Genomic DNA, 21,671 nt, shown 5'->3' on the forward strand with positions numbered 1-21,671 from the left:
TCGTTCTCGCGCGTCGGGTGGCACTGGGTGGAAGAAGAGGTAGGAGAAGCGTGGCGGGACAGAAGATCCGCATCAGGCTCAAGGCCTACGACCATGAGGCTATCGACGCGTCGGCGCGCAAGATCGTCGAAACCGTCGTACGTACCGGAGCCAGCGTCGTCGGACCGGTGCCGCTGCCGACCGAGAAGAATGTGTACTGCGTCATCCGCTCACCGCACAAGTACAAGGACTCGCGGGAGCACTTCGAGATGCGCACACACAAACGGTTGATCGACATCCTCGACCCGACGCCGAAGACCGTTGACGCACTCATGCGCATCGATCTGCCGGCCAGTGTCGACGTCAACATCCAGTAGGAGATCGGCGACCAATGGCGAGAAAAGGCATTCTGGGTACCAAGCTGGGCATGACGCAGGTATTCGATGAGAACAACAGAGTCGTGCCCGTGACGGTCGTCAAGGCCGGTCCGAACGTGGTGACCCGCATCCGTACCCCCGAGCAGGACGGGTACAGCGCCGTGCAGTTGGCCTACGGGGAGATCAGTCCGCGCAAGGTCAACAAGCCGGTCACCGGCCAGTACGCCGCGGCGGGTGTCAACCCGCGCCGGCACCTGGCCGAGTTGCGGCTCGACGATCCGGAGGCGGCGGCCGAGTATCAGGTCGGTCAGGAGCTGACGGCGGAGATCTTCGCTGACGGCGCCTATGTCGACGTGACCGGCACCTCCAAGGGCAAGGGCTTCGCCGGCACCATGAAGCGGCACGGTTTCCGTGGTCAGGGCGCCAGCCACGGCGCCCAGGCGGTGCACCGGCGCCCGGGATCGATCGGCGGATGTGCCACTCCGGCAAGGGTGTTCAAAGGCACCCGGATGGCCGGGCGGATGGGTAGCGACCGCGTCACCGTGCAGAACCTGGTGGTGCACAAGGTCGATGCCGCGAACGGTGTGCTGTTGATCAAGGGCGCGGTTCCCGGCCGCACCGGTGGACTCGTCGTGGTCCGCACTGCGATCAAACGAGGTGAGAAGTAATGGCGCTCAAACTCGACGTGAAGACGCCGGCGGGTGACACCGACGGCACCATCGAGCTGCCGGCCGAGCTGTTCGACGCACCGGCCAACATCGCGTTGATGCACCAGGTGGTGACCGCCCAACGGGCGGCGGCACGGCAGGGTACGCACGCGACGAAGACCCGGGGCGACGTCAGCGGTGGTGGCCGCAAGCCCTACCGGCAAAAGGGCACCGGTCGCGCGCGGCAGGGTTCGACCCGTGCCCCGCAGTTCACCGGCGGTGGCGTGGTGCACGGTCCCCAGCCGCGCGACTACAGCCAGCGCACGCCCAAGAAGATGATCGCCGCCGCTTTGCGCGGGGCGCTGTCGGACCGGGCGCGCAACGGGCGCATCCACGCGGTGACCGAGTTGGTGTCGGGGCAGACCCCATCCACCAAGAGCGCCAAGGCTTTTCTGGGCACGCTGACCGACCGCAAGCAGGTGCTGGTGGTCATCGGCCGCAGCGACGAGGCCGGCGCGAAGAGCGTGCGCAACCTGCCCGGCGTGCACATCTTGCCGTCGGACCAACTCAATACCTACGACGTGCTGCGAGCCGACGACGTGGTGTTCAGCGTCGAGGCGTTGAACGCCTACATCGCGGCCAACACCGGTCATAAGGCAACTTCCGAGGAGGTAACGGCGTAGATGGCGACCATCGCTGACCCCCGCGACATCATTTTGGCGCCGGTCATCTCGGAGAAGTCCTACGGACTGCTCGACGACAATGTGTACACCTTCGTGGTGCACCCCGACTCGAACAAGACGCAGATCAAGATCGCTGTCGAGAAGATCTTTGCCGTCAAGGTCGTATCGGTGAACACCGCGAATCGGCAGGGCAAGCGCAAGCGCACCCGGACCGGTTACGGCAAGCGCAAGAGCACCAAGCGCGCCATCGTGACCCTGGCACCGGGCAGCAAGCCGATCGACCTGTTCGGAGCACCGGCCTAGCGCCGCGCGCGAGAGAGAGCTGATCAGACATGGCAATTCGCAAGTACAAGCCGACGACACCGGGTCGCCGCGGTGCCAGCGTGTCCGACTTCGCCGAGATCACTCGGACGACGCCGGAGAAGTCGCTGGTTCGCCCGTTGCACGGTCGCGGTGGTCGTAACGCGCACGGCCGGATCACCACCCGCCACAAGGGCGGTGGCCACAAGCGTGCCTACCGGGTGATCGACTTCCGCCGCAACGACAAGGACGGGGTGAACGCCAAGGTCGCGCATATCGAGTACGACCCGAACCGCACCGCCCGCATCGCCCTGCTCCATTTCCTGGACGGCGAAAAGCGTTACATCATTGCGCCGAACGGTCTTTCGCAGGGTGACATCGTCGAGTCGGGGGCCAACGCCGACATCAAGCCCGGCAACAACCTGCCGCTGCGCAACATACCCGCCGGCACCCTGGTGCACGCGGTGGAGCTGCGCCCCGGCGGTGGCGCCAAGCTCGCGCGCTCGGCCGGGTCGAGCATCCAGCTGCTCGGTAAGGAAGCCACCTACGCCTCGCTGCGGATGCCCAGTGGTGAGATCCGCCGCGTCGACGTGCGCTGCCGCGCAACCGTTGGTGAGGTCGGCAACGCCGAACAGGCAAACATCAACTGGGGCAAGGCCGGTCGGATGCGGTGGAAGGGCAAGCGCCCGTCCGTCCGTGGTGTGGTGATGAACCCGGTCGACCACCCGCACGGCGGTGGTGAGGGTAAGACCTCGGGTGGTCGGCACCCGGTGAGCCCGTGGGGCAAGCCCGAGGGCCGTACCCGCAACCCGAACAAAGCAAGCAACAAGCTCATTGTCCGACGCCGGCGCACCGGCAAGAAGCACGGCCGGTAGGAGTAACCAACCATGCCACGCAGCCTCAAGAAGGGCCCGTTCGTCGACGACCATCTGCTCAAGAAGGTCGACGTGCAGAACGAGAAGAACAGCAAGCAGGTCATCAAGACCTGGTCGCGCCGCTCGACCATCATTCCCGACTTCATCGGGCACACCTTCGCGGTGCACGACGGCCGCAAGCACGTCCCGGTGTTCGTCACCGAATCGATGGTGGGCCACAAGCTCGGTGAATTCGCTCCCACCCGCACCTTCAAGGGGCACATCAAGGACGACCGGAAGAGCAAGAGGCGATGAGTACCACCACTACCGAATATCCGTCGGCGACCGCCAAGGCGCGGTTCGTGCGGGTGTCGCCGCGAAAGGCGCGCCGGGTCATCGACCTGGTGCGCGGGCGGTCGGTGACCGACGCGCTCGACATCCTGCGCTGGGCGCCGCAGGCCGCCAGCGAGCCGGTGGCCAAGGTGATCGCCAGTGCCGCGGCCAACGCGCAGAACAACAACGGACTGGACCCGGCCACCCTGGTGGTGGCCACGGTGTATGCCGACGAGGGCCCGACCGCCAAGCGCATCCGCCCCCGGGCGCAGGGACGCGCGTTCCGGATCCGCCGGCGTACCAGCCACATCACGGTGATCGTGGAAAGCCGGCCCAGCCGCGACGAGCGGTCGTCGAAGTCGTCGCGGACCCGTCGCGCCGAAGGCAGCAAGGCCGCCGCGAAGGCCGGGCCCGCCTCGGCCGCGAAGAAGGCGCCCGCCAAGAAGGCACCTGCCAAGAAGGCACCCGCGAAAACCGCTGAGGCTGCTGACGCGAAGGGAGGCTCAGACTAGTGGGCCAGAAGATCAATCCGCACGGCTTCCGCCTGGGCATCACCACCGACTGGAAGTCGCGCTGGTACGCCGACAAGCAGTACGCCGAGTACGTCAAGGAGGACGTCGCGATCCGGCGCCTGCTGTCGACCGGCCTGGAGCGCGCCGGCATCGCCGACGTGGAGATCGAGCGCACCCGCGACCGGGTACGGGTGGACATCCACACCGCCCGGCCGGGCATCGTGATCGGCCGGCGGGGTACTGAGGCCGACCGGATCCGCGCCGACCTGGAAAAGCTGACCAAAAAGCAGGTGCAGCTCAACATCCTCGAGGTGAAAAACCCTGAGTCGCAGGCACAATTGGTGGCCCAGGGCGTCGCCGAGCAGTTGAGCAACCGGGTGGCGTTCCGTCGCGCGATGCGTAAGGCCATCCAGTCGGCGATGCGGCAGCCCAATGTGAAGGGCATCCGGGTGCAGTGCTCGGGCCGCCTTGGCGGTGCGGAGATGAGCCGCTCGGAGTTCTACCGCGAAGGCCGGGTGCCGCTGCACACGTTGCGGGCCGACATCGACTACGGCCTCTACGAGGCCAAGACCACGTTCGGCCGGATCGGCGTGAAGGTGTGGATCTATAAGGGCGACATCGTCGGCGGCAAAAGGGAATTGGCCGCCGCCGCCCCCGCGGGCGGGGAGCGTCCGCGCCGGGAGCGGCCGTCGGGCACCCGTCCGCGCCGCAGCGGTGCCTCGGGTACGACGGCGACCGGCACCGACGCCGGCCGTGCGGCCGGTGGCGAAGAGACTGCTGTTGCCCCCGAAGCGGCGGCCCCAGCAGAAGCGCAGAGCACGGAGAGCTGAATCATGTTGATTCCCCGCAAGGTCAAGCACCGCAAGCAGCATCACCCCCGCCAGCGCGGTATCGCCAGTGGCGGCACCGCGGTGAATTTCGGTGACTACGGCATCCAGGCCCTCGAGCACGCCTACGTCACCAACCGGCAGATCGAGTCCGCGCGTATCGCCATCAACCGGCACATCAAGCGTGGCGGCAAGGTGTGGATCAACATCTTCCCCGACCGCCCGCTGACCAAGAAGCCGGCCGAGACCCGGATGGGTTCGGGTAAGGGTTCGCCCGAGTGGTGGGTGGTCAACGTCAAGCCGGGCCGGGTGTTGTTCGAGCTCAGCTACCCGAACGAGCAGATCGCGCGTGCGGCGCTCACCCGGGCGATTCACAAGCTGCCGATCAAGGCACGCATTGTTACCCGAGAGGATCAGTTCTGATGGCAGTGGGAATTTCGCCGGGTGAACTGCGTGAGCTCACCGACGAAGAGCTACAAGAGCGCATCCGGGAATCCAAGGAAGAGCTGTTCAACCTGCGCTTCCAGTTGGCGACCGGGCAGCTGAGCAACAACCGCCGGCTCCGCGTGGTGCGCCACGAAATCGCGCGCGTCTACACGGTGCTGCGCGAACGAGAACTGGGTCTGGCTTCCGGGCCCGACGGCGATAAGGAATCGTGATGGCAGACGCTAACACTCCCGCGAAAGCGGCACCCAAGAAGGCTGCTTCCAGTTCGAAAGCAGCTACGGACGCGGCGCCAAAGGAGAAGGGCCCCAAGCACACTCCGGCTACGCCGAAGCCGCGCGGACGTCGCAAGACGCGCATCGGCTACGTGGTGAGCGACAAGATGCAGAAGACCATCGTCGTCGAACTCGAAGACCGGGTGAAGCACCCGTTGTACGGCAAGATCATTCGGACCACCAAGAAGGTCAAGGCGCACGACGAGAACAGCATTGCCGGCATCGGCGACCGCGTCTCGTTGATGGAGACGCGTCCGCTCTCGGCGACCAAGCGCTGGCGACTGGTGGAGATTCTCGAGAAGGCCAAGTAGCCGGCCACTAACGCAGGTTCCGCAGCAACGCGCGCAGCCGTTCGCGGGTGGCGTTCTCGGGATCGCTGAGGCGCAGTTGCAGCAGTTCCCGGCCGGCGGCGTAGAGGATCCGGGCGGTGTATTCGGGATCGTGCACGTCCGGATTGATGCGCAACAACTCCGCCGTCAGGAATCCCCGGACCAACTCCTGAGATTGGGCCAGCCGGGTGTGTAACTGCGGCGGAGCGCCCTGCGGGGGAAACAGGAATAACCGCCACGTCGCCGGGTTCGCGTCCACCGCGGCCAGCACCCCGTCGAGCGCGCGCACCAGCGTCTGATTCCGTTCGCTGGGCTCGCCCAACTCGCTGATCGCGCCGAAGAACTGCTGGCCGGCCCGGGCCGCTTCCCGGTCGATCAACGCGACAAAGAGGCCCGCCGGGTCACCGAACTGCTGATAGATCAGCGATCGATTGATGCCGGCCGCCTGCGCGATCCGGTTCGGCGTCGCCGCGTGAAATCCCTCGGCGTCGGCGATCGCGTGGGTGATGTCGAGGATCTGCTCGCGCCGACCTTCGGCTGTCATCCGCCGCTTGGGCGCGTCCCTGGTCGCGTGGGTCACACTTGACAGCATAACTAACACTTTGTGACTATTGCTCACAAAGTGTTAGTTATTGAGAGGTCTTGATGGTCACCTATTTTCCGGAGCTCGCCCGACGGGTCGCAAGCCAGCGCGAGTTACAGCCAGACCTCTACGGCGACATCGACTTTGACGCACACCCCTACCGCTTGACCGGGCAGCCCGGTGACAAGTCGTCGCTGCCGGACTGGGTCGGCGACCGCGAGTCGATCCTGCACGACGACCGGGTGCGGGAACTGATGGAAACGGCCACCATGCTCGGGGACGTGGTGGCCGACCCGTATGCGGCGCTGATGAGTCGCTACAGCGTGGCCGCGCTGATCGACATGCTCAAGACGGCGTGCCGCCACGGCATCGAGGCGGTACCCGATGCGCCGGAAGAACTCGCGGCGTTCATCGCCGCCATGGAAGCCACCCCGGACTGGATCAACCTCGACCTGGTGGAAGAAGGTGCTCAGACCGCACGCATCTCGGCGGCGCTGATCGCCCACTTCATCACCCGGGGCGCCTTCATCGCGACGTTCACCAACACCTACGCCGCGCTGCCGATGGGTCTGACCGGTGCGCTCTCCGGCCGCCGTGCTGCGCGTCGGGTCAACGAGACGGCCAGCTTCTTCGCCGTCACCACGCTGCCCGGTGCGTTGAAGCGTTACGGGCCAGGGTTTGAGGCGGCCGCCATGGTGCGGCTGATGCACTCGATGGTCCGCTACAACGCACTGAAGAAGTCCGGCAAATGGGACGTCGACATCTACGGCATACCGGTGCCGCAGGTCGATCAGATGCCGGCCGGAATGATCGGCCAGTACCTGACCTCCCAGCAGGTGCTGCGACAGGGCCGCACGGAGTTCAACGACGAGGAACGCGCCCTCGTCGAATTCGGCCGGTACCGCTGCTTCCTGCTCGGGCTGCCGGAGGAGTTGCTGCCCACCACGCCCGGTGACACCGTGCACGTCATGCACGCCCGCGCGGCGCTGCTGCGCGACGGGTTCGACGCGGTCTGCCGCGAACTCGTCGACTCCACGATGGATGCCTATCTGCGGCCGGGCACCACGCTGTTCGACCGCGCCGCTGAGGCGGTGGAAAAGAGTTACAGCAAGGAGTCCTTCGTGCGGGCGTTCTGCAACGGCAACCGCGCCGCCGCTGCCGCCATGGGCGTCTCGATCGGACTGGCGGACCGCGCACGCATCGCGCTCACCGGTCCGTTCATTGCCGGACGGTATCTCGTCGTGAGTCGCCTCGCCCGCGTCCCGGCGTTGCGTGAGCTCGTCGACCAGTACATCATCGGGTTGCTCAAACTGCGGCTGGCTACCTACGGCAAACCCGAATTCACCAGTGACGCAGCGCATTACACACCGATCTCAGCCGCACCACGTGGTGGGACCACAACGCTTGTCCACTGATTGGGGGACGCCGGAAACCCCCCGAAGGTAGCGACGATCGGTGGAATCCCTGCACCGGGGCACGGCGCTAATTTATGAAGCAACGAAGCGCACTGCACCCAAAGGAGATTCCCATGGCCCACGACGTTCTGTTCTGCGAGACCGAGGTCGTCTACTCGATGCCGATCTACAAGGCTGACGACGCCTGCGAATGATCTTCCCCAGCAAACGGCGCCGCGGACATGAGTCACCGGCGCCGTTTTGCATGCAGCCAGCGCGTGTCGTCGGGATCGGCCGTCGTCAACTCCAGGCCGGCGCGATCCAGCTCGGTCCGGATCGCGGCGGCAGAGATCTCCTCGGCCGTCAGCGATTGGCGCCAAACCCGGCCGTCGGCGGCCAGCGTGAACTCGCCCGCACTGATCCCGCCGCTGTTGGAGTGGATCGTCAGGGTGGTCGTCACCCCGTCCAGGGTCAGCGACTTCGACCAGCCAGCCGGCCGGGCGCCAAGCAGTGACGCCGGCGCCCACTGAATGATGGCCTGCCCGTCGGCTTTCAGATGGCGGGCCACGGTGGCCAACACAGACCTGCGCTGCTGCGTACCCGGGTAGTTGACCATGTTGCCGATCACCAGGACGACGTCGAATTGCTCATCGAGCCGCAGGTCCTCGATGCGGGCTTGTTTTGTGCGCGCATGCCGGATGTGGGCCAACATGTCCGGTGAGTCGTCGACGGCGGTGACCCGGTGACCGAGCTCGGCCAGCGGATCGGCAATGCGTCCGGTACCCGCACCCAGGTCGAGCACCGAACTGTGCGGCGCCAGTTGCGATTGGATGTACTCGATCTCGCCCAGCGACGGCAGGCGGCGGTAGATTTCCACTGCAGTGCCGTCGGCCGCCACCGCACCGGACTGCTGCACGCCCGGATCTTGCGCCACTTGTATCGTCCTCCCGCCTGAAACGGAACACATGCGAACCTACTCTGCGGGTGCAGCTGGCAATCCGCTCGGCGTCGATCTGACGGATCCGACGACCTTCGCCGACGGGTTCCCGCACCAGGTGTTCGGACGCCACCGCCAGCAGGCGCCGGTGTTCTGGCACGAACCCACCGAACACACCCCCGACGGCGAAGGCTTCTGGTCGGTCGCCAGATACACCGACACCATTGCGGTGCTTCGTGATTCGACCACCTTCTCGTCGGTCACCGGTGGGAAGCGGCCGTTCGGGGGCACGCTGCTGCAGGACATGCCGGTCGCCGGCCAGGTGATCAACATGATGGACGATCCACGGCACGCGGACATCCGGCGATTGGTCAGCTCCGGCCTGGGGCCGCGCATGATCGGCCGGGTGGAGGACGACCTGCGCGGGCGGGCGCGCCGGTTGCTCGACCGGATCGAACCGGGCGCGCCGTTCGACTTCGCGGTCGACATCGCCCCGGAACTGCCCCTGCAGGCGATCTGCATCCTGCTCGGCGTGCCCGAGGTGGACCGGCACTGGCTGCTGGCCGAGCTGGAAACGGTGCTGGAATTTCGCGGTTCCCGAAAAGACTACGTATCAACGGTTTTCGGGAAGAACCCGGAATCCCGCCGGGATGACTACGGCCGCGAACTGATCGCCCGCAAACGCACGCAGCCCACCGACGACATGCTGTCCATCGTCGCCAATGCCACCGTGGACGGCGCCCCGTTCCTGTCCGACGATGAGGTGTACCTGTTCTTCCACCAACTGTTCAGCGCGGGCGCCGACACCACCCGCAACGTCACCAGTGTCGGCCTGCTCGCCCTGGCCGACCGACCCGACCAGTGGCGCCGGTTGCGTGCCGACCCGGGCCTGCTGCCGACGGCCATCGAGGAAATGGTGCGGTGGACCACGCCGTCGCCGTCGAAGCGGCGGACCGCCACCTGCGACGTCACGGTGGGGGGCCAGCCGGTCCAGGCGGGGGACAAAGTGTTGGTGTGGGAAGGCTCGGCCAACCGTGACCCCGCCGTGTTCGACCGTCCGGACGAGTTCGACATCACCCGAAAACCCAACCCGCACTTGGGTTTCGGTCAAGGTGTGCACTACTGTTTGGGCGCCAACCTGGCCCGGCTGGAGCTGCGGGTGTTTTTCGGGGAACTGTTGCCGCGCTTCGAACGGCTGGACATCGTGGCCCCGGTCGAGTGGGCGCGCAGCAACCGCCGCAACGGTCTGCAGAGCCTGGTCGTGGAATTCCGCTGAAAAGTACTTTCTCTCAGGCTTTTCTTCGGTCCACTGGTTACTGTCACCGCGGTGTAATCTCGCACGCGATGTCCGGCGAATGAGTTCACTACGGGAGTGAGGCCGACGGTTATGACTGGGTCGACAGAGTTTCGGGGCAAGATCGAGCTGGACATCCGCGATTCGGAGCCGGACTGGGGCCCGTACGCTGCGCCGACCGCCCCGGAGAACTCGCCGAACATCCTGTACATGGTGTGGGATGACATCGGCATCGCCACCTGGGATTGCTTCGGTGGGCTGGTCGAGATGCCGGCGATGACGCGCATCGCCGAGCGCGGTGTGCGCCTCTCGAATTTCCACACCACCGCGCTGTGCTCACCGACCCGGGCGTCCCTACTGACCGGACGCAACGCCACCACCGTCGGCATGGCCACCATCGAAGAATTCACCGACGGCTTCCCGAACTGCAACGGCCGCATCCCGGCTGACACCGCCCTGCTCTCCGAGGTTCTCAACGAGCGCGGCTACAACACCTACTGCGTGGGCAAATGGCACCTGACCCCGCTCGAGGAGTCCAGCATGGCCGCGACCAAGCGGCACTGGCCGACTTCGCGCGGCTTCGAACGCTTCTATGGCTTCATGGGTGGCGAAACGGACCAGTGGTACCCCGACCTGATGTACGACAACCACCCGGTTGATCCGCCCGGTACCCCCGAGGAGGGCTATCACCTGTCCAAGGACATCGCCGACAGGACAATCCAATTCATCCGCGACGCCAAGGTGATCGCACCCGACAAGCCGTGGTTCAGCTACGTCTGCCCCGGCGCCGGCCATGCGCCGCACCACGTGTTCACCGAGTGGGCCGACAAGTACACAGGCGTGTTCGATATGGGCTACGAGGCCTACCGGGACATCACGCTGGAGAAAATGAAGGCGATGGGCATCGTGCCCCCGGACACCGAACTGTCGCCGATGAACCCCTACATCGACGTCAAAGGACCCAACGGCGAGCCGTGGCCGTTGCAGGACACCGTACGGGCCTGGGACTCGCTCAGCGACGACGAGAAGAAGCTGTTCGCCCGGATGGCCGAGGTGTTCGCCGGCTTCCTGAGCTACACCGACGCCCAGATCGGCCGGATCCTCGACTATCTCGACGAGTCCGGCCAGTTGGACAACACCATCATCGTGGTGATCTCGGACAACGGCGCCAGCGGTGAGGGCGGTCCCAACGGATCGGTCAACGAAGGCAAATTCTTCAACGGCTACATCGACACCGTCGAAGAAAGCATGAAGCAGTTCGACCACCTCGGCGGGCCGGAGACCTACAACCACTATCCGATCGGCTGGGCGATGGGTTTCAACACGCCGTACAAGCTGTTCAAGCGCTACTCGTCGCACGAGGGCGGTATCGCCGACACCGCGATCATCTCCTGGCCCAACGGCATTGCCGCGCACGGTGCGGTCCGCGACAACTACATCAACGTCTGCGACATCACCCCGACCGTGTACGAACTTTTGGGAATGACGCCCCCGGACACCGTCAAGGGCATTCCGCAGAAACCCCTCGACGGGGTGAGTTTCAAAGCCGCCCTTGATGATCCAGCGGCAGACACCGGCAAGAAGACGCAGTTCTACACCATGCTCGGCACCCGGGGGATCTGGCACGAAGGGTGGTTCGCCAACACCATCCACGCCGCCTCGCCCGCGGGTTGGTCGCACTTCGACAGAGACCAGTGGGAGCTGTTCCACCTCGACGCCGATCGCAGCCAGTGCCACGATCTGGCCGCCGAGCACCCGGAGAAGCTCGAAGAACTCAAGGCGTTGTGGTTCGCCGAGGCGGAGAAGTACAACGGGCTGCCGCTGGCCGACCTGAACATGCTCGAGACGCTGACCAGGTTCCGGCCCTATCTGAGCGGCGACCGCAACAGTTACGTCTACTACCCCAACTGCGCCGACGTGGGCATCGGCTCGGTCGCCGAGATTCGCGGCCGTTCGTTCGCGGTGCTGGCCGACGTCACCGTGGACACCACCGGAGCCGAAGGCGTGCTGTTCAAACAGGGCAGCGCGCACGGCGGGCACGTGCTGTTCCTGCAGGACGGGCGCCTGCATTACGTCTACAACTTTCTCGGTGAGCGCCAGCAGGAGGTCTCGTCCAATGGCCCTATCCCGCTGGGTCGGCACCTGTTCGGTGTTCGTTACGAACGCAGCGGCACCGTCCCGAACAGTCACACTCCGATCGGCGACGTGACGCTCTATTTCGATGAGCACGTGGTCGGGACGTTGCCGGAAGTGGTGTCCCATCCGGGCACATTCGGGTTGGCCGGCGCCGGCCTCACGGTGGGCCGCAATGGTGGCTCGAGCGTGTCCAGTCGCTACAAGGCGCCGTTCATCCTGACCGGTGCCACCGTCGCCCAGGTCACCGTCGACCTGTCGGGCCGGCCTTACGAAGACGTGGAAAAAGATATCGCCCTTGCCTTTTCGCGGGATTGAGTCCGCGGTGCGTCGGCTGGTCGGGTTGGGTTTTCTGCTGGGCATCTCGATGGTGGTCGTCAGTTGCCAGAACACCGGGGGGACTGCCGCACCGCCTCAGCATTCGGACCCTGCGATGCCGGTGCCGGGCATCGCGGCCACCCAGTCCGAGAACCTGGCACCCGAGACGCTGGTCTGCCCTGCGGCCCCGGACGGGGACGGCCCCGCCGCGGTCGCCGCGGTCGCCGACCCGGCCGCGCCGCGCATCACGATCAGCGTCCCCGACGGGTGGAGCACGGCACCCGGCGACGGGGATACGGCGCTGACGTTGACCGGTCCGCACGCCATGTCCGCCACGGTGACCATCACCGCGACGGAACTGGAACCGGAGAGCGCTTTCCTGCGCCATACCGCCGGCGTCGGCGGCACGGCGCCGCGTCTGAAATTATCGGTGACGGGCGCGCCGTTCTGTGGTTTCAGCAGCGAACAGCTCACCGGCACCCTGCAGGGGCCCTCCGGCGGGATCGACTTCGCCGACCGCGTCACCCACATCTGGACGAACACCAAGCAATACCTGGTGACCATTCATCTCGAGGGCAGATCCGGTTCCCCCGGATTCAGCGCAGCCAAATCCACGTTGACGCAGGATTTCGCCGTCGTCATACCCTGAAGACGTGCTGACCGAGCTTGTCGCAGTGACCGGTGGACCTTTCCGCATGGGGTCAACGAGTTTCTATCCCGAGGAAGCGCCGATCCACACCGTGTCGGTGGCTGATTTCGCGCTGGAGAAACACCCGGTCACCAATGCCCAGTTCGCCGAATTCGTCGCTGCCACAGGCTATGTGACGGTAGCCGAGCAACCCCTGGACCCCGCACTGTATCCCGGTGTGGCTCCGGACGAGTTGCGTCCGGGCGCGATGGTGTTCCGGACGACACCGGGCCCGGTCGACTTGCGCGACTGGCGGCAGTGGTGGGACTGGGCGCCGGGCGCGTGCTGGCGGCACCCGCTCGGCCCGGACAGCGAGGTGGCCGCCAAAGCCGACCACCCTGTCGTTCAGGTGGCCTATCCCGATGCTGCGGCCTATGCGCGGTGGGCCGGGCGGCGTTTGCCGACCGAGGCCGAATGGGAGTACGCCGCACGAGCCGGGACGGTGAGCGCCTACCCGTGGGGCGCGGACGAGCGGCCCGGCGGCCGGTTGATGGCCAACACCTGGCAGGGCAGATTTCCGTACCGCAACGACGGCGCGCTGGGTTGGGTCGGGTCCTCACCGGTGGGTACCTTCCCGCCGAACGGCTTCGGGTTGCTCGACATGATCGGGAACGTGTGGGAGTGGACCACAACAGAATTCAGCGCCCACCACCGACCCGACCAGCCCCCGAAAGCCTGCTGCGCCCCCGCCGGGCCGGCCGATCCCGCGGTGAGCCAGACGCTCAAAGGCGGTTCGCATCTGTGCGCACCGGAATACTGTCACCGGTACCGTCCCGCGGCCCGCTCGCCGCAGTCGCAGGACACCGCGACAACCCACATCGGATTTCGCTGTGCGGCGGATTCGACCCGCGTCGAATAATTTCGCGTGGCGCATTGCGGCGGGAAAATCTATGAGTTTCAATAGCCTTTCTTCGCCCTTGCTAATGAAAGGCTGCGTCCGATGAGCCATCAGGCCCCGCCGACCGCACCGCCGCCGACGATGCCGGCCGATCAGACGGGATCCGAGGCGAGGGCCCGAGGAAAGCGCGTCCTCGTGGATATCGGTGTGGTCCTCACTGTGATCCTGATCTATGTGCTGTCGCTGGTGGGGGTACACCTGCTGACCACGTCCACTGGCGCACCAGACGTGGACTTGGAAGCCAACAATGACACCGTGGTGAAGGTGCGACTGGAGAAGCTGGACACGGTCGCCAATCGTCTGACGGTGAATGTCCTTGTCATTCCTGAAAAGGAGAAATTGAAAGACAAGGCGCTCGCGCAGCCCATCACGGTGCAGCTGTACCCCGAGAACGATTTAGGCGACCTGCAGTACCCGGTGGGTAAGACGCCGGCTCAAGCGAGCACGGTCATAGAGGCCGAAGGTGATCCCGCGATCTGGCCCTTCGACTCGTACACCACCGGCCTGGTCCAAGCCGATGTCATACTTGGGACCGGCGACAACCGCACTGTCGAAGACGGCCGTATCGAGGTCGTAGGAGCACCCGACGGTTGGGATGTCACTGTCAAGCGTGTTCCCGGCGAATACAGTGGAACAGCAGAGCGACCAACCGATGTCGTCATTACGCTGCACCGATCCAAAGGCACGCTCATATTTGACTTGGGCATTCTCGTGGTGCTGATCGCGTTACCCGCCTTGGCGTTGTGGGTATCGATTCCCATGGCCCTGGGTAAGAAGAAATTCTTGCCTCCGTTCGTTTCCTGGTTTGCGGCAATGCTGTTCGCCGTGGTGCCGTTGCGCAACATCCTGCCCGGCTCGCCGCCGCCCGGCTCCTGGGTTGACCAGGCCATCACGATGTGGGTGGTGCTCGCACTCATCGTCGCGATGACCCTGTTCATCTTCGCGTATCGAAGACAATCGGACTGACCCGCCCGGGTCGGCAGATCATTCTTCGGCCTGGGCGGCGCCGGGGGCGCTGATCGCGTCCACGGCCTCGGAGACCCTCGCCTGGAACTGCGGGGACAACGGGATGTAACCGACCCGGTTCAGGTCGACCTGGCCGGGGCCGATCGCCGCCTGCAGGAACGCCTTGACTGCCATCGCGACATCGGGCGAGGGGTACCGGGAGCAGACGATCTCGTAGGTGGCCATGACGATCGGGTAGACGTCGGGTTGGGCGGGGTTGTAGAACGACGAGATATCCAGCACGATGTCGTTTCCCCGGCCGACGATCTTGGCGCCCCGAATGGTCTTGCCGAGCGCGTCGGTGCCGATCCGGACCGGCCGCAGCGACCGGCGACTCGCCGGGGTCTTGATCTCCGCGGCGTAGAGCCCCTGCTTGAGGGCGAAGGACAGTTCGTTGTAACTGATCGCGCCCTCGGTGGACTTCACCAGCGCCGCCGTGCCGTCGTTGCCGACCGCCCCGGTGCCGACGCCCCCGCTGAACGTTTTGCTGGCGCCTTGACTCCACGCGCCGCCGGATGCGGCCTGCAGATAGGACTGGAAGTTGTGGGTGGTGCCGGAGGCGTCGCTGCGGTAGATGACCCGGATCTCCGCTGCCGGCATGGATGCGTTGAGCGCGGTGAGGGCCGGGTCGTCCCAGCGGGTGATGGTGCCGTTGAAGATCTTGGCCAGCGTGGGACCGTCGAGCACCAGCGAGTCCACGTTCGGGAGGTTGTAGGTGATGGCCATCGGGCCGAACACCACGGGCAGGTTCCACGCGTCGGCACCGCCGCAGCGTTGCTTGGCGGCGGCGTACTGATCACCGGACAACGGCGTGTCCGAACCAGCGAAATCGGTTTTGCCGGAGAGGAATTCACTGATACCCGCGCCCGACCCGATCGCTTCGTATCTGAGTGTCTGTTGCTGGCAGGCGGTCTGGTAGGCGTCGACGAAGCGCTGCATCGCGAACGTTTGCGCTGTCGACCCGCTGGCCGTCAACGTCTGCTTGCCGCCACAGTCCACTTTGGCTCCGTTGGTGTACGGCAGGGTCGCATGGGCCGCGCTGCTGCACCCCGCGAGGGCCAGCACCCCCGTGGCCAGCACGGCCATCGTCCCACTACGTCGGTGGCGCTTCATGCTATGGCTCCCTTGAGAACAACAGAGGTTTCAGCCGCGCGCAGCGATGCGCAGCGGCGCAATCGATCCCGTCGTCCTGGTTGCGACGCACCTTGACATTTACAACCGCCGAAATCGGTGCGCAAGCGAACAGTGCATGAACCGTCCGTCGGCACCGGATGAATCCCTGGTGTCCGGCGGCTGTTCGACCAGTCCTGGGCGTCGCCAAACCGTCTGTAGCCCAATGATTCCCACACCGATCTCACAGGGAGTGTGCCCCCTCGGCCGCAGGCAAAGCGACCTGCGCATTACCGCGAGATGGACTGCGGGTGAAGCTACTTCACCCGGGACGCGCAGGCGGCACGAGTTCGCTAGCATCGGACCCCGTGTCCCGACGAGTTGGCTCGGATACGCAGGTCTGGGTTGGTAGCGGTCGATGACCACCGCAGCGCCGCCGGGTCCGGCGGCGGAGAGCTCCCCAGACGCGGCCGGCGAACCGCCCGCAAAGACGAAACCGGTCCGCAAGAAGCCGGACAAACCCCGCATCCTGATCGGCGTCGGGGTGGTCACGCTCGTCGTGATCACCTACGCCCTGTCCCTGATCGGCGTTCACTTCCTGCAGAAGTCAGCGGGGCCGCTACCGCCGCTGGACCTGAGCCAGGGCGGGGGCGATGCCACGATCGTGCAGCTGCGGTTAGAGGAGCTGAAGCCTGTCACCAACCGGCTTACCGTGAATGTTCTTGTTTATCCGGCAATTTCGGCGTACGACAACCGCTTCGACGTATTGGGCACCGATGTCGCCGTGCGCCTGTATCCGCCGAGCGACCTGGGCGACCTGCATTATCCGAAAGGGCAGGCTCCAGCCCAACTCACCAGCACGGTCGAGGCGCACGGCGATCCCGGAAACTGGCCCTTCGACACGTATCGCACTGAACCGATCTCAGCAGATGCGTTCGTCAGCCTTGCCGAAGGCCTGCGGAAGGTGCCGGCCCGCGTCGAGGTGACCGGATCGTTGGACGGGTGGGACATCAGCGTCAGCCGGGTCCACGACCCCGCCGCGTTGCCGACGTCACGCACTATGGAGAACGGAAATGTCGTCATCACCTTCAAGCGGGCAAAGGGTCCGCTGATCTTCGACCTGGGCATCTGCCTGGTGCTGATCGCGCTGCCCACCCTGGCGCTGCTGGTGGCGATTCCGATGCTGCTCAACAAACGGAAGTTCCTGCCGCCCATCGCCAGTTGGTATGCCGCGATGCTGTTCGCCGTGGTGCCGTTGCGCAATTTCCTGCCCGGCTCGCCACCACCCGGTTCCTGGATCGACCAGGCTATCGTGCAGTGGGTGCTGATCGGACTGGTGGTGGCGATGACGTTGTATATCTGCGCGTGGATACGGCAGGGAGACTGAGCTCCGAGCAGGTCGTCGTCATCGGCGCCGGCCCGTGCGGCATGGCCGTGGCTCGCCAGCTGGGCCACGACCGGGGAATCGACGCACTCGTGCTCGACCGCGCCGACACCCCGGCATCGTCGTGGCGGCAGCTCTACGACGGGTTCAGGTTGAACACGTGCGGCTTCTGGTCCCATCTGCCGGGTCAGCGCATTCCCCGCCGGTACGGGCGTTGGCCGGGCCGCGAGGACATGGTCAGCTATTTCGACGAGTACGCACGGCGTCAGGGCCTGCGACTGCGCCTGGGTGTGACGGTGCACCAGCTGGACCGCGACGCGGGTAGGTGGCGGCTGGTGACCGATCACGAAACCTTCACTGCCACAGCGGTGATCGTGGCTGCGGGCAACTATCACACGCCGATGCTGCCGCCCTGGCCCGGTCTCGAACAGTTCACCGGTGCCGTCCTGCACGCCGCCGACTACCAGAACGCGCTGCCCTATGCCGGGCGTGACGTCCTGGTGGTCGGCTCGGGAAATTCCGGCACCGACATTGCCCTGCAACTGTGTGACGGCGCCGCCGGTCGGGTCCGGATGGCTATCAGAACACCACCGCATCTGGTGCCGCGCGCAGTCGCCGGACTGCCTGTCGATGCGTTCACCGGTGCTTTCAGTCATCTGCCGGTGCCGGTCCTGGACCGCGCCGCCGCGGTAGCGCAACGCCTGTGGTTCGGCGACTTGAGCGGTCGCGGGCTGCCGGCCCCGGCGCAGGGGATCTACAGTGCGCTACTCCAGGACGGTCGCATCCCCACCGTGGCGGACGAACTGGTAACCAAGGTCAGAGGCGGCAGGATCGAGATCGTGACAGCCGTCGAACGATTCGACGGCGACAGCGTGTTGCTGACGGACGGCACCACGGTGCGACCCGACGTCGTCATCGCCGCCACCGGATACCGGCGCGGACTCGAGTCGATGGTCGGTCACCTCGGCGTGCTCGACGCAGACGGTGCGCCGCTGGTGAATGGAACACCAAGCGCCGCAGCGGGATTGTGGTTCGCCGGCTACGAGGAGCCGCTGATCGGCCCGTTGCGGTCGTTCCGCAGACGAGCCCCTGGCCTCGCCGCCGACGTCGCCGCCCACCTCAGCTCGGTCAGGGCAGCTGACGGGTGCTCAACGGACCCTTGGTGAGGTCGCGGTACAGCTGCTCGAACATCGACCGGCGGCGGAGCGGCGCGCTGTCGGTGTGCGCCGCGCCGGCCACCCCGTCGATCACCTCGGCAAGCGCCTGCACCGATGAGAATCGCGGATTCCAGTCCAGCTCGGCGCGGGCGCGCGAGCAGTCCAGCAGCGGGACGCCGAACGCCATATCCAACCAGCCCCGGTCGATGGGCTGCAATCGGGCGCGCCAGCTGAGGTCCACCAGGGTGCCCAGCAGGCCGGCGGGCACATGCACGGACCGCGCGCCGAGCACCTGCGCGACGTCCTGCCGCGTGATCGGGGGTTCGGCCGCCAGGTTGAAGGCTCCGGTGGCACGTCGCTCCAGCGCCGCGATGAAAGCGTCGGCGACATCGTCGGCGTGGACCAACGGGATGGTCAACCCGCGATCCAGGGGCAACAGCGGCAGCAGGGGTACAACGCGCATGGGCACGTACCCGGGCAGCGCGTAGCGCATCAACCCGCTGGCGGCGGCACGCTGCACGATGAAGCCCGGCCGCATCCGGGTGATCGGCACAGCATCTTTGCCGTGCGTGCTCTGGTATTCGTCGAGTCGGGCCTCGGCGGCGGACTTGTCGCGGCTGTAGGGCGATGACGGAATGCCCCTGGTCGACCACGATTCGTCCACCCGCTCGCCGTAGCGTCCGGCCGCGTAGGTTCCGACCGACGACATGTGCAGCAACTGGCCCACCCCGGCCGAGTGCGCCGCCTGGAGCACCCTGGTGGTTCCACCGACGCCGAGGCGCGTCAGATACTCGGTGTTGCGCGTGGGCTGGAACCCCCAGGCGAGGTGGACGACGGCGTCGGCGCTCGCGACGATGGCGGGCAACTCGGCGGCCGAGTCTGCCTCGGCGAGGTCGATCGCGTGCCACTGGACCCGCTGATAGACCCCAGTGGGCGGTGGTGGGCGTCGCACGACGCCGATCAGTTCGTGGTCTGCTCCACCGGCTGTCAGCCTGCGCAGCAACGCGGTCCCGACGTTGCCGGATGCTCCGGTGATGACTATTCGCACGCGGGGCGTATTGCCTGATCCGGGCGGCTCAAACGCCGGCGTCACTGATCCGCCGGGTGGCGTTCACTTCGCAATTTGGCGCTGAGCTGGCCTTCCCCTAGACTCAGGGGGTTGCCTTGGGCAGACCTCGGCCGGCATGCGAGAGCACCTGCTGGCCCTGCGTGCTCTTCGGTGACGAACAGACCGCGCACGTTGGGTGAGTTTCTCCTGCCGTGCACACGTCAAAACCAGGTCAGGAGATCGAGTGATTCAGCAGGAATCGCGGCTGAAGGTCGCCGATAACACCGGCGCCAAGGAGATCTTGTGCATCCGGGTGCTCGGTGGATCGTCGCGACGCTACGCCGGCATCGGGGACGTCATCGTCGCCACGGTCAAGGACGCCATCCCCGGCGGCAACGTCAAGCGGGGTGACGTGGTGAAGGCCGTTGTGGTGCGCACCGTCAAGGAACGCCGTCGTCCCGACGGCAGCTACATCAAGTTCGACGAGAACGCCGCGGTGATCATCAAGCCCGACAACGACCCGCGCGGCACCCGCATCTTCGGCCCGGTCGGCCGAGAACTGCGCGAGAAGAAGTTCATGAAGATCATCTCGCTCGCACCGGAGGTGTTGTAGATGAAGGTCCACAAGGGCGACACCGTGCTGGTCATCGCCGGCAAGGACAAGGGCGCCAAAGGCAAGGTCATCCAGGCCTACCCGGAGCGCAACCGGGTACTGGTCGAAGGCGTCAACCGGATCAAGAAGCACACCGCTGTCTCGACCAACCAGCGCGGCGCCCGCTCCGGTGGCATCGTCACCCAGGAGGCTCCGATCCACGTCTCCAACGTGATGGTGGTGGACTCCGACGGCAAGCCGACCCGGATCACCTACCGGGTCGACGAGGAAACCGGCAAGCGGGTCCGCATCTCCAAGCGCAATGGCAAGGACATCTAGCATGACCACTGCAGAGAAAACTCAGCCGCGCCTGAAAGAGCGCTACCGCAACGAGATTCGCGATGCGCTGCACAAGCAGTTCGGCTACGCCAACGTGATGCAGATCCCGACGGTGACCAAGGTCGTGGTCAACATGGGAGTGGGCGAGGCCGCCCGCGACGCAAAGCTGATCAACGGCGCGGTCAACGACCTGGGCCTGATCACCGGGCAGCGTCCGGAAATTCGCAAAGCGCGTAAATCCATCGCGCAGTTCAAATTACGTGAGGGCATGCCCATCGGCGCCCGGGTCACGCTGCGCGGCGACCGGATGTGGGAGTTCCTGGACCGGCTCACCTCGATCGCGCTGCCGCGTATCCGTGACTTCCGCGGCTTGTCGCCCAAGCAGTTCGACGGTGTCGGCAACTACACCTTCGGCCTCGCCGAGCAGTCGGTGTTCCACGAGATCGACGTGGACAAGATCGACCGGGTGCGGGGCATGGACATCAGCGTCGTCACTTCGGCGACGAACGACGACGAAGGACGAGCGCTGTTGCGGGCCCTCGGCTTTCCGTTCAAGGAGAACTGAGTAATGGCGAAGAAGGCATTGGTCAACAAGGCCGCACGCAAGCCGAAGTTCGCGGTACGCGGCTACACGCGCTGCAGCAAGTGCGGCCGTCCGCGCGCGGTGTTCCGCAAGTTCGGGCTGTGCCGGATCTGCCTGCGCGAAATGGCGCATGCGGGTGAGCTGCCCGGCGTGCAGAAGAGCAGTTGGTGACGGGACGTAGGGACTTGATCATGACCGCGATGACGACGATGCGGAGCGCAGCGACGAAGAGGAGTAGCGCCCGATGACTATGACGGATCCGATCGCAGACTTCTTGACGCGGCTGCGCAACGCCAACTCGGCGTACCACGACGAAGTGAGCCTGCCGCACTCGAAGATCAAGGCGAACATCGCCCAGATCCTCAAGAGCGAGGGCTACATCACCGACTTCCACACCGAGGATGCTCGGGTCGGCAAGTCGCTGGTGGTGCAGCTCAAGTACGGACCCAGCCGCGAGCGCAGCATCGCGGGCTTGAAGCGCGTCTCCAAGCCCGGTCTGCGGGTGTACGCCAAGTCCACCAATCTGCCGCGGGTGCTCGGTGGCCTCGGTGTGGCGATCATCTCGACGTCCTCGGGTCTGCTCACCGATCGCCAGGCAGCCAGGCAGGGCGTGGGCGGCGAAGTCCTCGCGTACGTCTGGTAAGGGGG

28 protein-coding genes are annotated in these 21,671 nt (G+C 65.8%); 24 read left to right on the forward strand and 4 right to left on the reverse strand.

Annotation, left to right across the window (positions count from 1 at the left end; translation table 11 throughout):
* Nucleotides 1-50: 50 nt before the first annotated feature.
* Genes rpsJ through rpsQ form a run of 11 tightly spaced genes read left to right on the forward strand, consistent with a single transcriptional unit; the run spans nt 51 to nt 5,542 of the window.
* Nucleotides 51-356 (forward strand): 30S ribosomal protein S10, encoded by a 306-nt coding sequence (rpsJ, locus tag AC5Y6Y_RS06210; RefSeq protein ID WP_003873519.1) that lies wholly within the window; start codon nt 51-53, stop codon nt 354-356.
* Nucleotides 357-370: 14 nt separating this feature from the next.
* Nucleotides 371-1,024 carry a 50S ribosomal protein L3 gene (rplC, locus tag AC5Y6Y_RS06215; protein ID WP_473139324.1) on the forward strand — a complete coding sequence of 218 codons (654 nt, stop codon included), beginning with the start codon at nt 371-373 and terminating at the stop codon, nt 1,022-1,024.
* On the forward strand, nt 1,024-1,686 hold the full coding sequence (gene rplD / locus AC5Y6Y_RS06220) for a 50S ribosomal protein L4 (RefSeq protein ID WP_463825808.1): 663 nt from the start codon (nt 1,024-1,026) through the stop codon (nt 1,684-1,686). Before rplC ends, rplD begins: the two co-directional genes overlap by 1 nt.
* Nucleotides 1,687-1,989, forward strand: a complete 303-nt coding sequence (gene rplW, locus AC5Y6Y_RS06225) for a 50S ribosomal protein L23 (protein WP_463825809.1) — start codon at nt 1,687-1,689, stop codon at nt 1,987-1,989.
* Between the two features lie 29 nt (nt 1,990-2,018).
* Nucleotides 2,019-2,861, forward strand: a complete 843-nt coding sequence (gene rplB / locus AC5Y6Y_RS06230) for a 50S ribosomal protein L2 (RefSeq protein WP_065159153.1) — start codon at nt 2,019-2,021, stop codon at nt 2,859-2,861.
* 12 nt (nt 2,862-2,873) lie between these two features.
* Complete coding sequence (gene rpsS, locus AC5Y6Y_RS06235; RefSeq protein ID WP_085258074.1) at nt 2,874-3,155, forward strand: 30S ribosomal protein S19; 282 nt, start codon at nt 2,874-2,876, stop codon at nt 3,153-3,155.
* Entirely contained in the window at nt 3,152-3,685 is a 534-nt protein-coding gene (gene rplV, locus AC5Y6Y_RS06240) for a 50S ribosomal protein L22 (RefSeq protein WP_473139323.1), read from the forward strand. The genes rpsS and rplV overlap by 4 nt, the downstream gene beginning before the upstream one ends.
* Nucleotides 3,685-4,515 carry a 30S ribosomal protein S3 gene (rpsC, locus tag AC5Y6Y_RS06245; protein WP_463825812.1) on the forward strand — a complete coding sequence of 277 codons (831 nt, stop codon included), beginning with the start codon at nt 3,685-3,687 and terminating at the stop codon, nt 4,513-4,515. The genes rplV and rpsC overlap by 1 nt, the downstream gene beginning before the upstream one ends.
* A gap of 3 nt (nt 4,516-4,518) precedes the next feature.
* Nucleotides 4,519-4,935 (forward strand): 50S ribosomal protein L16, encoded by a 417-nt coding sequence (gene rplP / locus AC5Y6Y_RS06250; RefSeq protein WP_463825813.1) that lies wholly within the window; start codon nt 4,519-4,521, stop codon nt 4,933-4,935.
* A complete protein-coding gene (gene rpmC, locus AC5Y6Y_RS06255; protein WP_463825814.1) occupies nt 4,935-5,171 on the forward strand; it encodes a 50S ribosomal protein L29 in 237 nt (78 codons plus the stop codon). Before rplP ends, rpmC begins: the two co-directional genes overlap by 1 nt.
* The gene (gene rpsQ / locus AC5Y6Y_RS06260; RefSeq protein WP_463825815.1) at nt 5,168-5,542 is read left to right on the forward strand and encodes a 30S ribosomal protein S17; all 375 of its coding nucleotides are present in this window, start codon (nt 5,168-5,170) and stop codon (nt 5,540-5,542) included. Before rpmC ends, rpsQ begins: the two co-directional genes overlap by 4 nt.
* A gap of 7 nt (nt 5,543-5,549) precedes the next feature.
* Here the strand turns inward: rpsQ and AC5Y6Y_RS06265 are convergent, their stop codons facing one another.
* Complete coding sequence (locus tag AC5Y6Y_RS06265) at nt 5,550-6,104, reverse strand: TetR/AcrR family transcriptional regulator (protein WP_473139498.1); 555 nt, start codon at nt 6,102-6,104, stop codon at nt 5,550-5,552.
* A gap of 101 nt (nt 6,105-6,205) precedes the next feature.
* On the opposite strand from AC5Y6Y_RS06265, the gene AC5Y6Y_RS06270 reads away from it, so the two are divergent.
* Nucleotides 6,206-7,558, forward strand: a complete 1,353-nt coding sequence (locus tag AC5Y6Y_RS06270; RefSeq protein ID WP_473139322.1) for an oxygenase MpaB family protein — start codon at nt 6,206-6,208, stop codon at nt 7,556-7,558.
* A 226-nt stretch (nt 7,559-7,784) separates the two neighbouring features.
* Here AC5Y6Y_RS06270 and AC5Y6Y_RS06275 read toward each other — a convergent pair whose 3' ends face one another.
* Entirely contained in the window at nt 7,785-8,471 is a 687-nt protein-coding gene (locus AC5Y6Y_RS06275) for a class I SAM-dependent methyltransferase (RefSeq protein ID WP_473139321.1), read from the reverse strand.
* A gap of 31 nt (nt 8,472-8,502) precedes the next feature.
* On the opposite strand from AC5Y6Y_RS06275, the gene AC5Y6Y_RS06280 reads away from it, so the two are divergent.
* The 5 genes from AC5Y6Y_RS06280 to AC5Y6Y_RS06300 all read left to right on the forward strand — a co-directional run bounded on the left by AC5Y6Y_RS06280 (nt 8,503) and on the right by AC5Y6Y_RS06300 (nt 14,771).
* Nucleotides 8,503-9,750 carry a cytochrome P450 gene (locus AC5Y6Y_RS06280; protein ID WP_473139320.1) on the forward strand — a complete coding sequence of 416 codons (1,248 nt, stop codon included), beginning with the start codon at nt 8,503-8,505 and terminating at the stop codon, nt 9,748-9,750.
* Between the two features lie 111 nt (nt 9,751-9,861).
* Nucleotides 9,862-12,219, forward strand: a complete 2,358-nt coding sequence (locus tag AC5Y6Y_RS06285; protein WP_463825822.1) for an arylsulfatase — start codon at nt 9,862-9,864, stop codon at nt 12,217-12,219.
* Between the two features lie 7 nt (nt 12,220-12,226).
* A complete protein-coding gene (locus tag AC5Y6Y_RS06290; RefSeq protein ID WP_463825824.1) occupies nt 12,227-12,868 on the forward strand; it encodes a hypothetical protein in 642 nt (213 codons plus the stop codon).
* 4 nt (nt 12,869-12,872) lie between these two features.
* On the forward strand, nt 12,873-13,766 hold the full coding sequence (locus tag AC5Y6Y_RS06295) for a formylglycine-generating enzyme family protein (protein ID WP_473139319.1): 894 nt from the start codon (nt 12,873-12,875) through the stop codon (nt 13,764-13,766).
* 81 nt (nt 13,767-13,847) lie between these two features.
* The gene (locus tag AC5Y6Y_RS06300; RefSeq protein WP_473139318.1) at nt 13,848-14,771 is read left to right on the forward strand and encodes a DUF4436 domain-containing protein; all 924 of its coding nucleotides are present in this window, start codon (nt 13,848-13,850) and stop codon (nt 14,769-14,771) included.
* A gap of 18 nt (nt 14,772-14,789) precedes the next feature.
* On the opposite strand, the gene pstS is transcribed toward AC5Y6Y_RS06300, so the two are convergent.
* On the reverse strand, nt 14,790-15,923 hold the full coding sequence (gene pstS / locus AC5Y6Y_RS06305; protein ID WP_473139317.1) for a phosphate ABC transporter substrate-binding protein PstS: 1,134 nt from the start codon (nt 15,921-15,923) through the stop codon (nt 14,790-14,792).
* Nucleotides 15,924-16,338: 415 nt separating this feature from the next.
* On the opposite strand from pstS, the gene AC5Y6Y_RS06310 reads away from it, so the two are divergent.
* Entirely contained in the window at nt 16,339-17,307 is a 969-nt protein-coding gene (locus AC5Y6Y_RS06310) for a DUF4436 domain-containing protein (protein ID WP_463825832.1), read from the forward strand.
* Nucleotides 17,286-18,470 carry a flavin-containing monooxygenase gene (locus tag AC5Y6Y_RS06315; RefSeq protein WP_463825834.1) on the forward strand — a complete coding sequence of 395 codons (1,185 nt, stop codon included), beginning with the start codon at nt 17,286-17,288 and terminating at the stop codon, nt 18,468-18,470. The genes AC5Y6Y_RS06310 and AC5Y6Y_RS06315 overlap by 22 nt, the downstream gene beginning before the upstream one ends.
* Here the strand turns inward: AC5Y6Y_RS06315 and AC5Y6Y_RS06320 are convergent.
* Nucleotides 18,433-19,509 (reverse strand): NAD-dependent epimerase/dehydratase family protein, encoded by a 1,077-nt coding sequence (locus tag AC5Y6Y_RS06320; protein ID WP_473139316.1) that lies wholly within the window; start codon nt 19,507-19,509, stop codon nt 18,433-18,435. The genes AC5Y6Y_RS06315 and AC5Y6Y_RS06320 overlap by 38 nt on opposite strands.
* 244 nt (nt 19,510-19,753) lie before the next feature.
* Between AC5Y6Y_RS06320 and rplN the strand changes: the two genes are divergently transcribed.
* The 5 genes from rplN to rpsH all read left to right on the forward strand — a co-directional run bounded on the left by rplN (nt 19,754) and on the right by rpsH (nt 21,666).
* A complete protein-coding gene (gene rplN / locus AC5Y6Y_RS06325) occupies nt 19,754-20,122 on the forward strand; it encodes a 50S ribosomal protein L14 (RefSeq protein ID WP_036352708.1) in 369 nt (122 codons plus the stop codon).
* The gene (rplX, locus tag AC5Y6Y_RS06330; protein WP_473139315.1) at nt 20,123-20,440 is read left to right on the forward strand and encodes a 50S ribosomal protein L24; all 318 of its coding nucleotides are present in this window, start codon (nt 20,123-20,125) and stop codon (nt 20,438-20,440) included. It begins immediately after the preceding gene.
* Between the two features lies 1 nt (nt 20,441).
* Nucleotides 20,442-21,005: a 50S ribosomal protein L5 gene (gene rplE, locus AC5Y6Y_RS06335; RefSeq protein ID WP_463825840.1), complete on the forward strand. Its 564-nt coding sequence runs from the start codon at nt 20,442-20,444 to the stop codon at nt 21,003-21,005.
* 3 nt (nt 21,006-21,008) lie between these two features.
* Entirely contained in the window at nt 21,009-21,194 is a 186-nt protein-coding gene (locus tag AC5Y6Y_RS06340; protein ID WP_011739072.1) for a type Z 30S ribosomal protein S14, read from the forward strand.
* Between the two features lie 73 nt (nt 21,195-21,267).
* A complete protein-coding gene (rpsH, locus tag AC5Y6Y_RS06345) occupies nt 21,268-21,666 on the forward strand; it encodes a 30S ribosomal protein S8 (protein WP_463825843.1) in 399 nt (132 codons plus the stop codon).
* Nucleotides 21,667-21,671 lie beyond the last annotated feature (5 nt).

This window comes from Mycobacterium sp. NGS24 (assembly GCF_059813065.1).

What these genes read in the sequence shown, in the direction of transcription:
- pstS (WP_473139317.1), bottom strand. Translation starts at nt 15,923, where the DNA reads ATGAAGCGCCACCGACGTAGTGGGACGATGGCCGTGCTGGCCACGGGG.
- rplV (WP_473139323.1), top strand. Translation starts at nt 3,152, where the DNA reads ATGAGTACCACCACTACCGAATATCCGTCGGCGACCGCCAAGGCGCGG.
- rplP (WP_463825813.1), top strand. Translation starts at nt 4,519, where the DNA reads ATGTTGATTCCCCGCAAGGTCAAGCACCGCAAGCAGCATCACCCCCGC.
- rpsH (WP_463825843.1), top strand. Translation starts at nt 21,268, where the DNA reads ATGACTATGACGGATCCGATCGCAGACTTCTTGACGCGGCTGCGCAAC.
- AC5Y6Y_RS06280 (WP_473139320.1), top strand. Translation starts at nt 8,503, where the DNA reads ATGCGAACCTACTCTGCGGGTGCAGCTGGCAATCCGCTCGGCGTCGAT.
- rplW (WP_463825809.1), top strand. Translation starts at nt 1,687, where the DNA reads ATGGCGACCATCGCTGACCCCCGCGACATCATTTTGGCGCCGGTCATC.
- AC5Y6Y_RS06265 (WP_473139498.1), bottom strand. Translation starts at nt 6,104, where the DNA reads ATGACAGCCGAAGGTCGGCGCGAGCAGATCCTCGACATCACCCACGCG.
- AC5Y6Y_RS06285 (WP_463825822.1), top strand. Translation starts at nt 9,862, where the DNA reads ATGACTGGGTCGACAGAGTTTCGGGGCAAGATCGAGCTGGACATCCGC.
- AC5Y6Y_RS06300 (WP_473139318.1), top strand. Translation starts at nt 13,848, where the DNA reads ATGAGCCATCAGGCCCCGCCGACCGCACCGCCGCCGACGATGCCGGCC.
- AC5Y6Y_RS06270 (WP_473139322.1), top strand. Translation starts at nt 6,206, where the DNA reads ATGGTCACCTATTTTCCGGAGCTCGCCCGACGGGTCGCAAGCCAGCGC.
- rpmC (WP_463825814.1), top strand. Translation starts at nt 4,935, where the DNA reads ATGGCAGTGGGAATTTCGCCGGGTGAACTGCGTGAGCTCACCGACGAA.
- rplX (WP_473139315.1), top strand. Translation starts at nt 20,123, where the DNA reads ATGAAGGTCCACAAGGGCGACACCGTGCTGGTCATCGCCGGCAAGGAC.
- AC5Y6Y_RS06310 (WP_463825832.1), top strand. Translation starts at nt 16,339, where the DNA reads ATGACCACCGCAGCGCCGCCGGGTCCGGCGGCGGAGAGCTCCCCAGAC.
- AC5Y6Y_RS06340 (WP_011739072.1), top strand. Translation starts at nt 21,009, where the DNA reads ATGGCGAAGAAGGCATTGGTCAACAAGGCCGCACGCAAGCCGAAGTTC.
- rplC (WP_473139324.1), top strand. Translation starts at nt 371, where the DNA reads ATGGCGAGAAAAGGCATTCTGGGTACCAAGCTGGGCATGACGCAGGTA.
- rplD (WP_463825808.1), top strand. Translation starts at nt 1,024, where the DNA reads ATGGCGCTCAAACTCGACGTGAAGACGCCGGCGGGTGACACCGACGGC.
- rpsS (WP_085258074.1), top strand. Translation starts at nt 2,874, where the DNA reads ATGCCACGCAGCCTCAAGAAGGGCCCGTTCGTCGACGACCATCTGCTC.
- rplE (WP_463825840.1), top strand. Translation starts at nt 20,442, where the DNA reads ATGACCACTGCAGAGAAAACTCAGCCGCGCCTGAAAGAGCGCTACCGC.
- rplB (WP_065159153.1), top strand. Translation starts at nt 2,019, where the DNA reads ATGGCAATTCGCAAGTACAAGCCGACGACACCGGGTCGCCGCGGTGCC.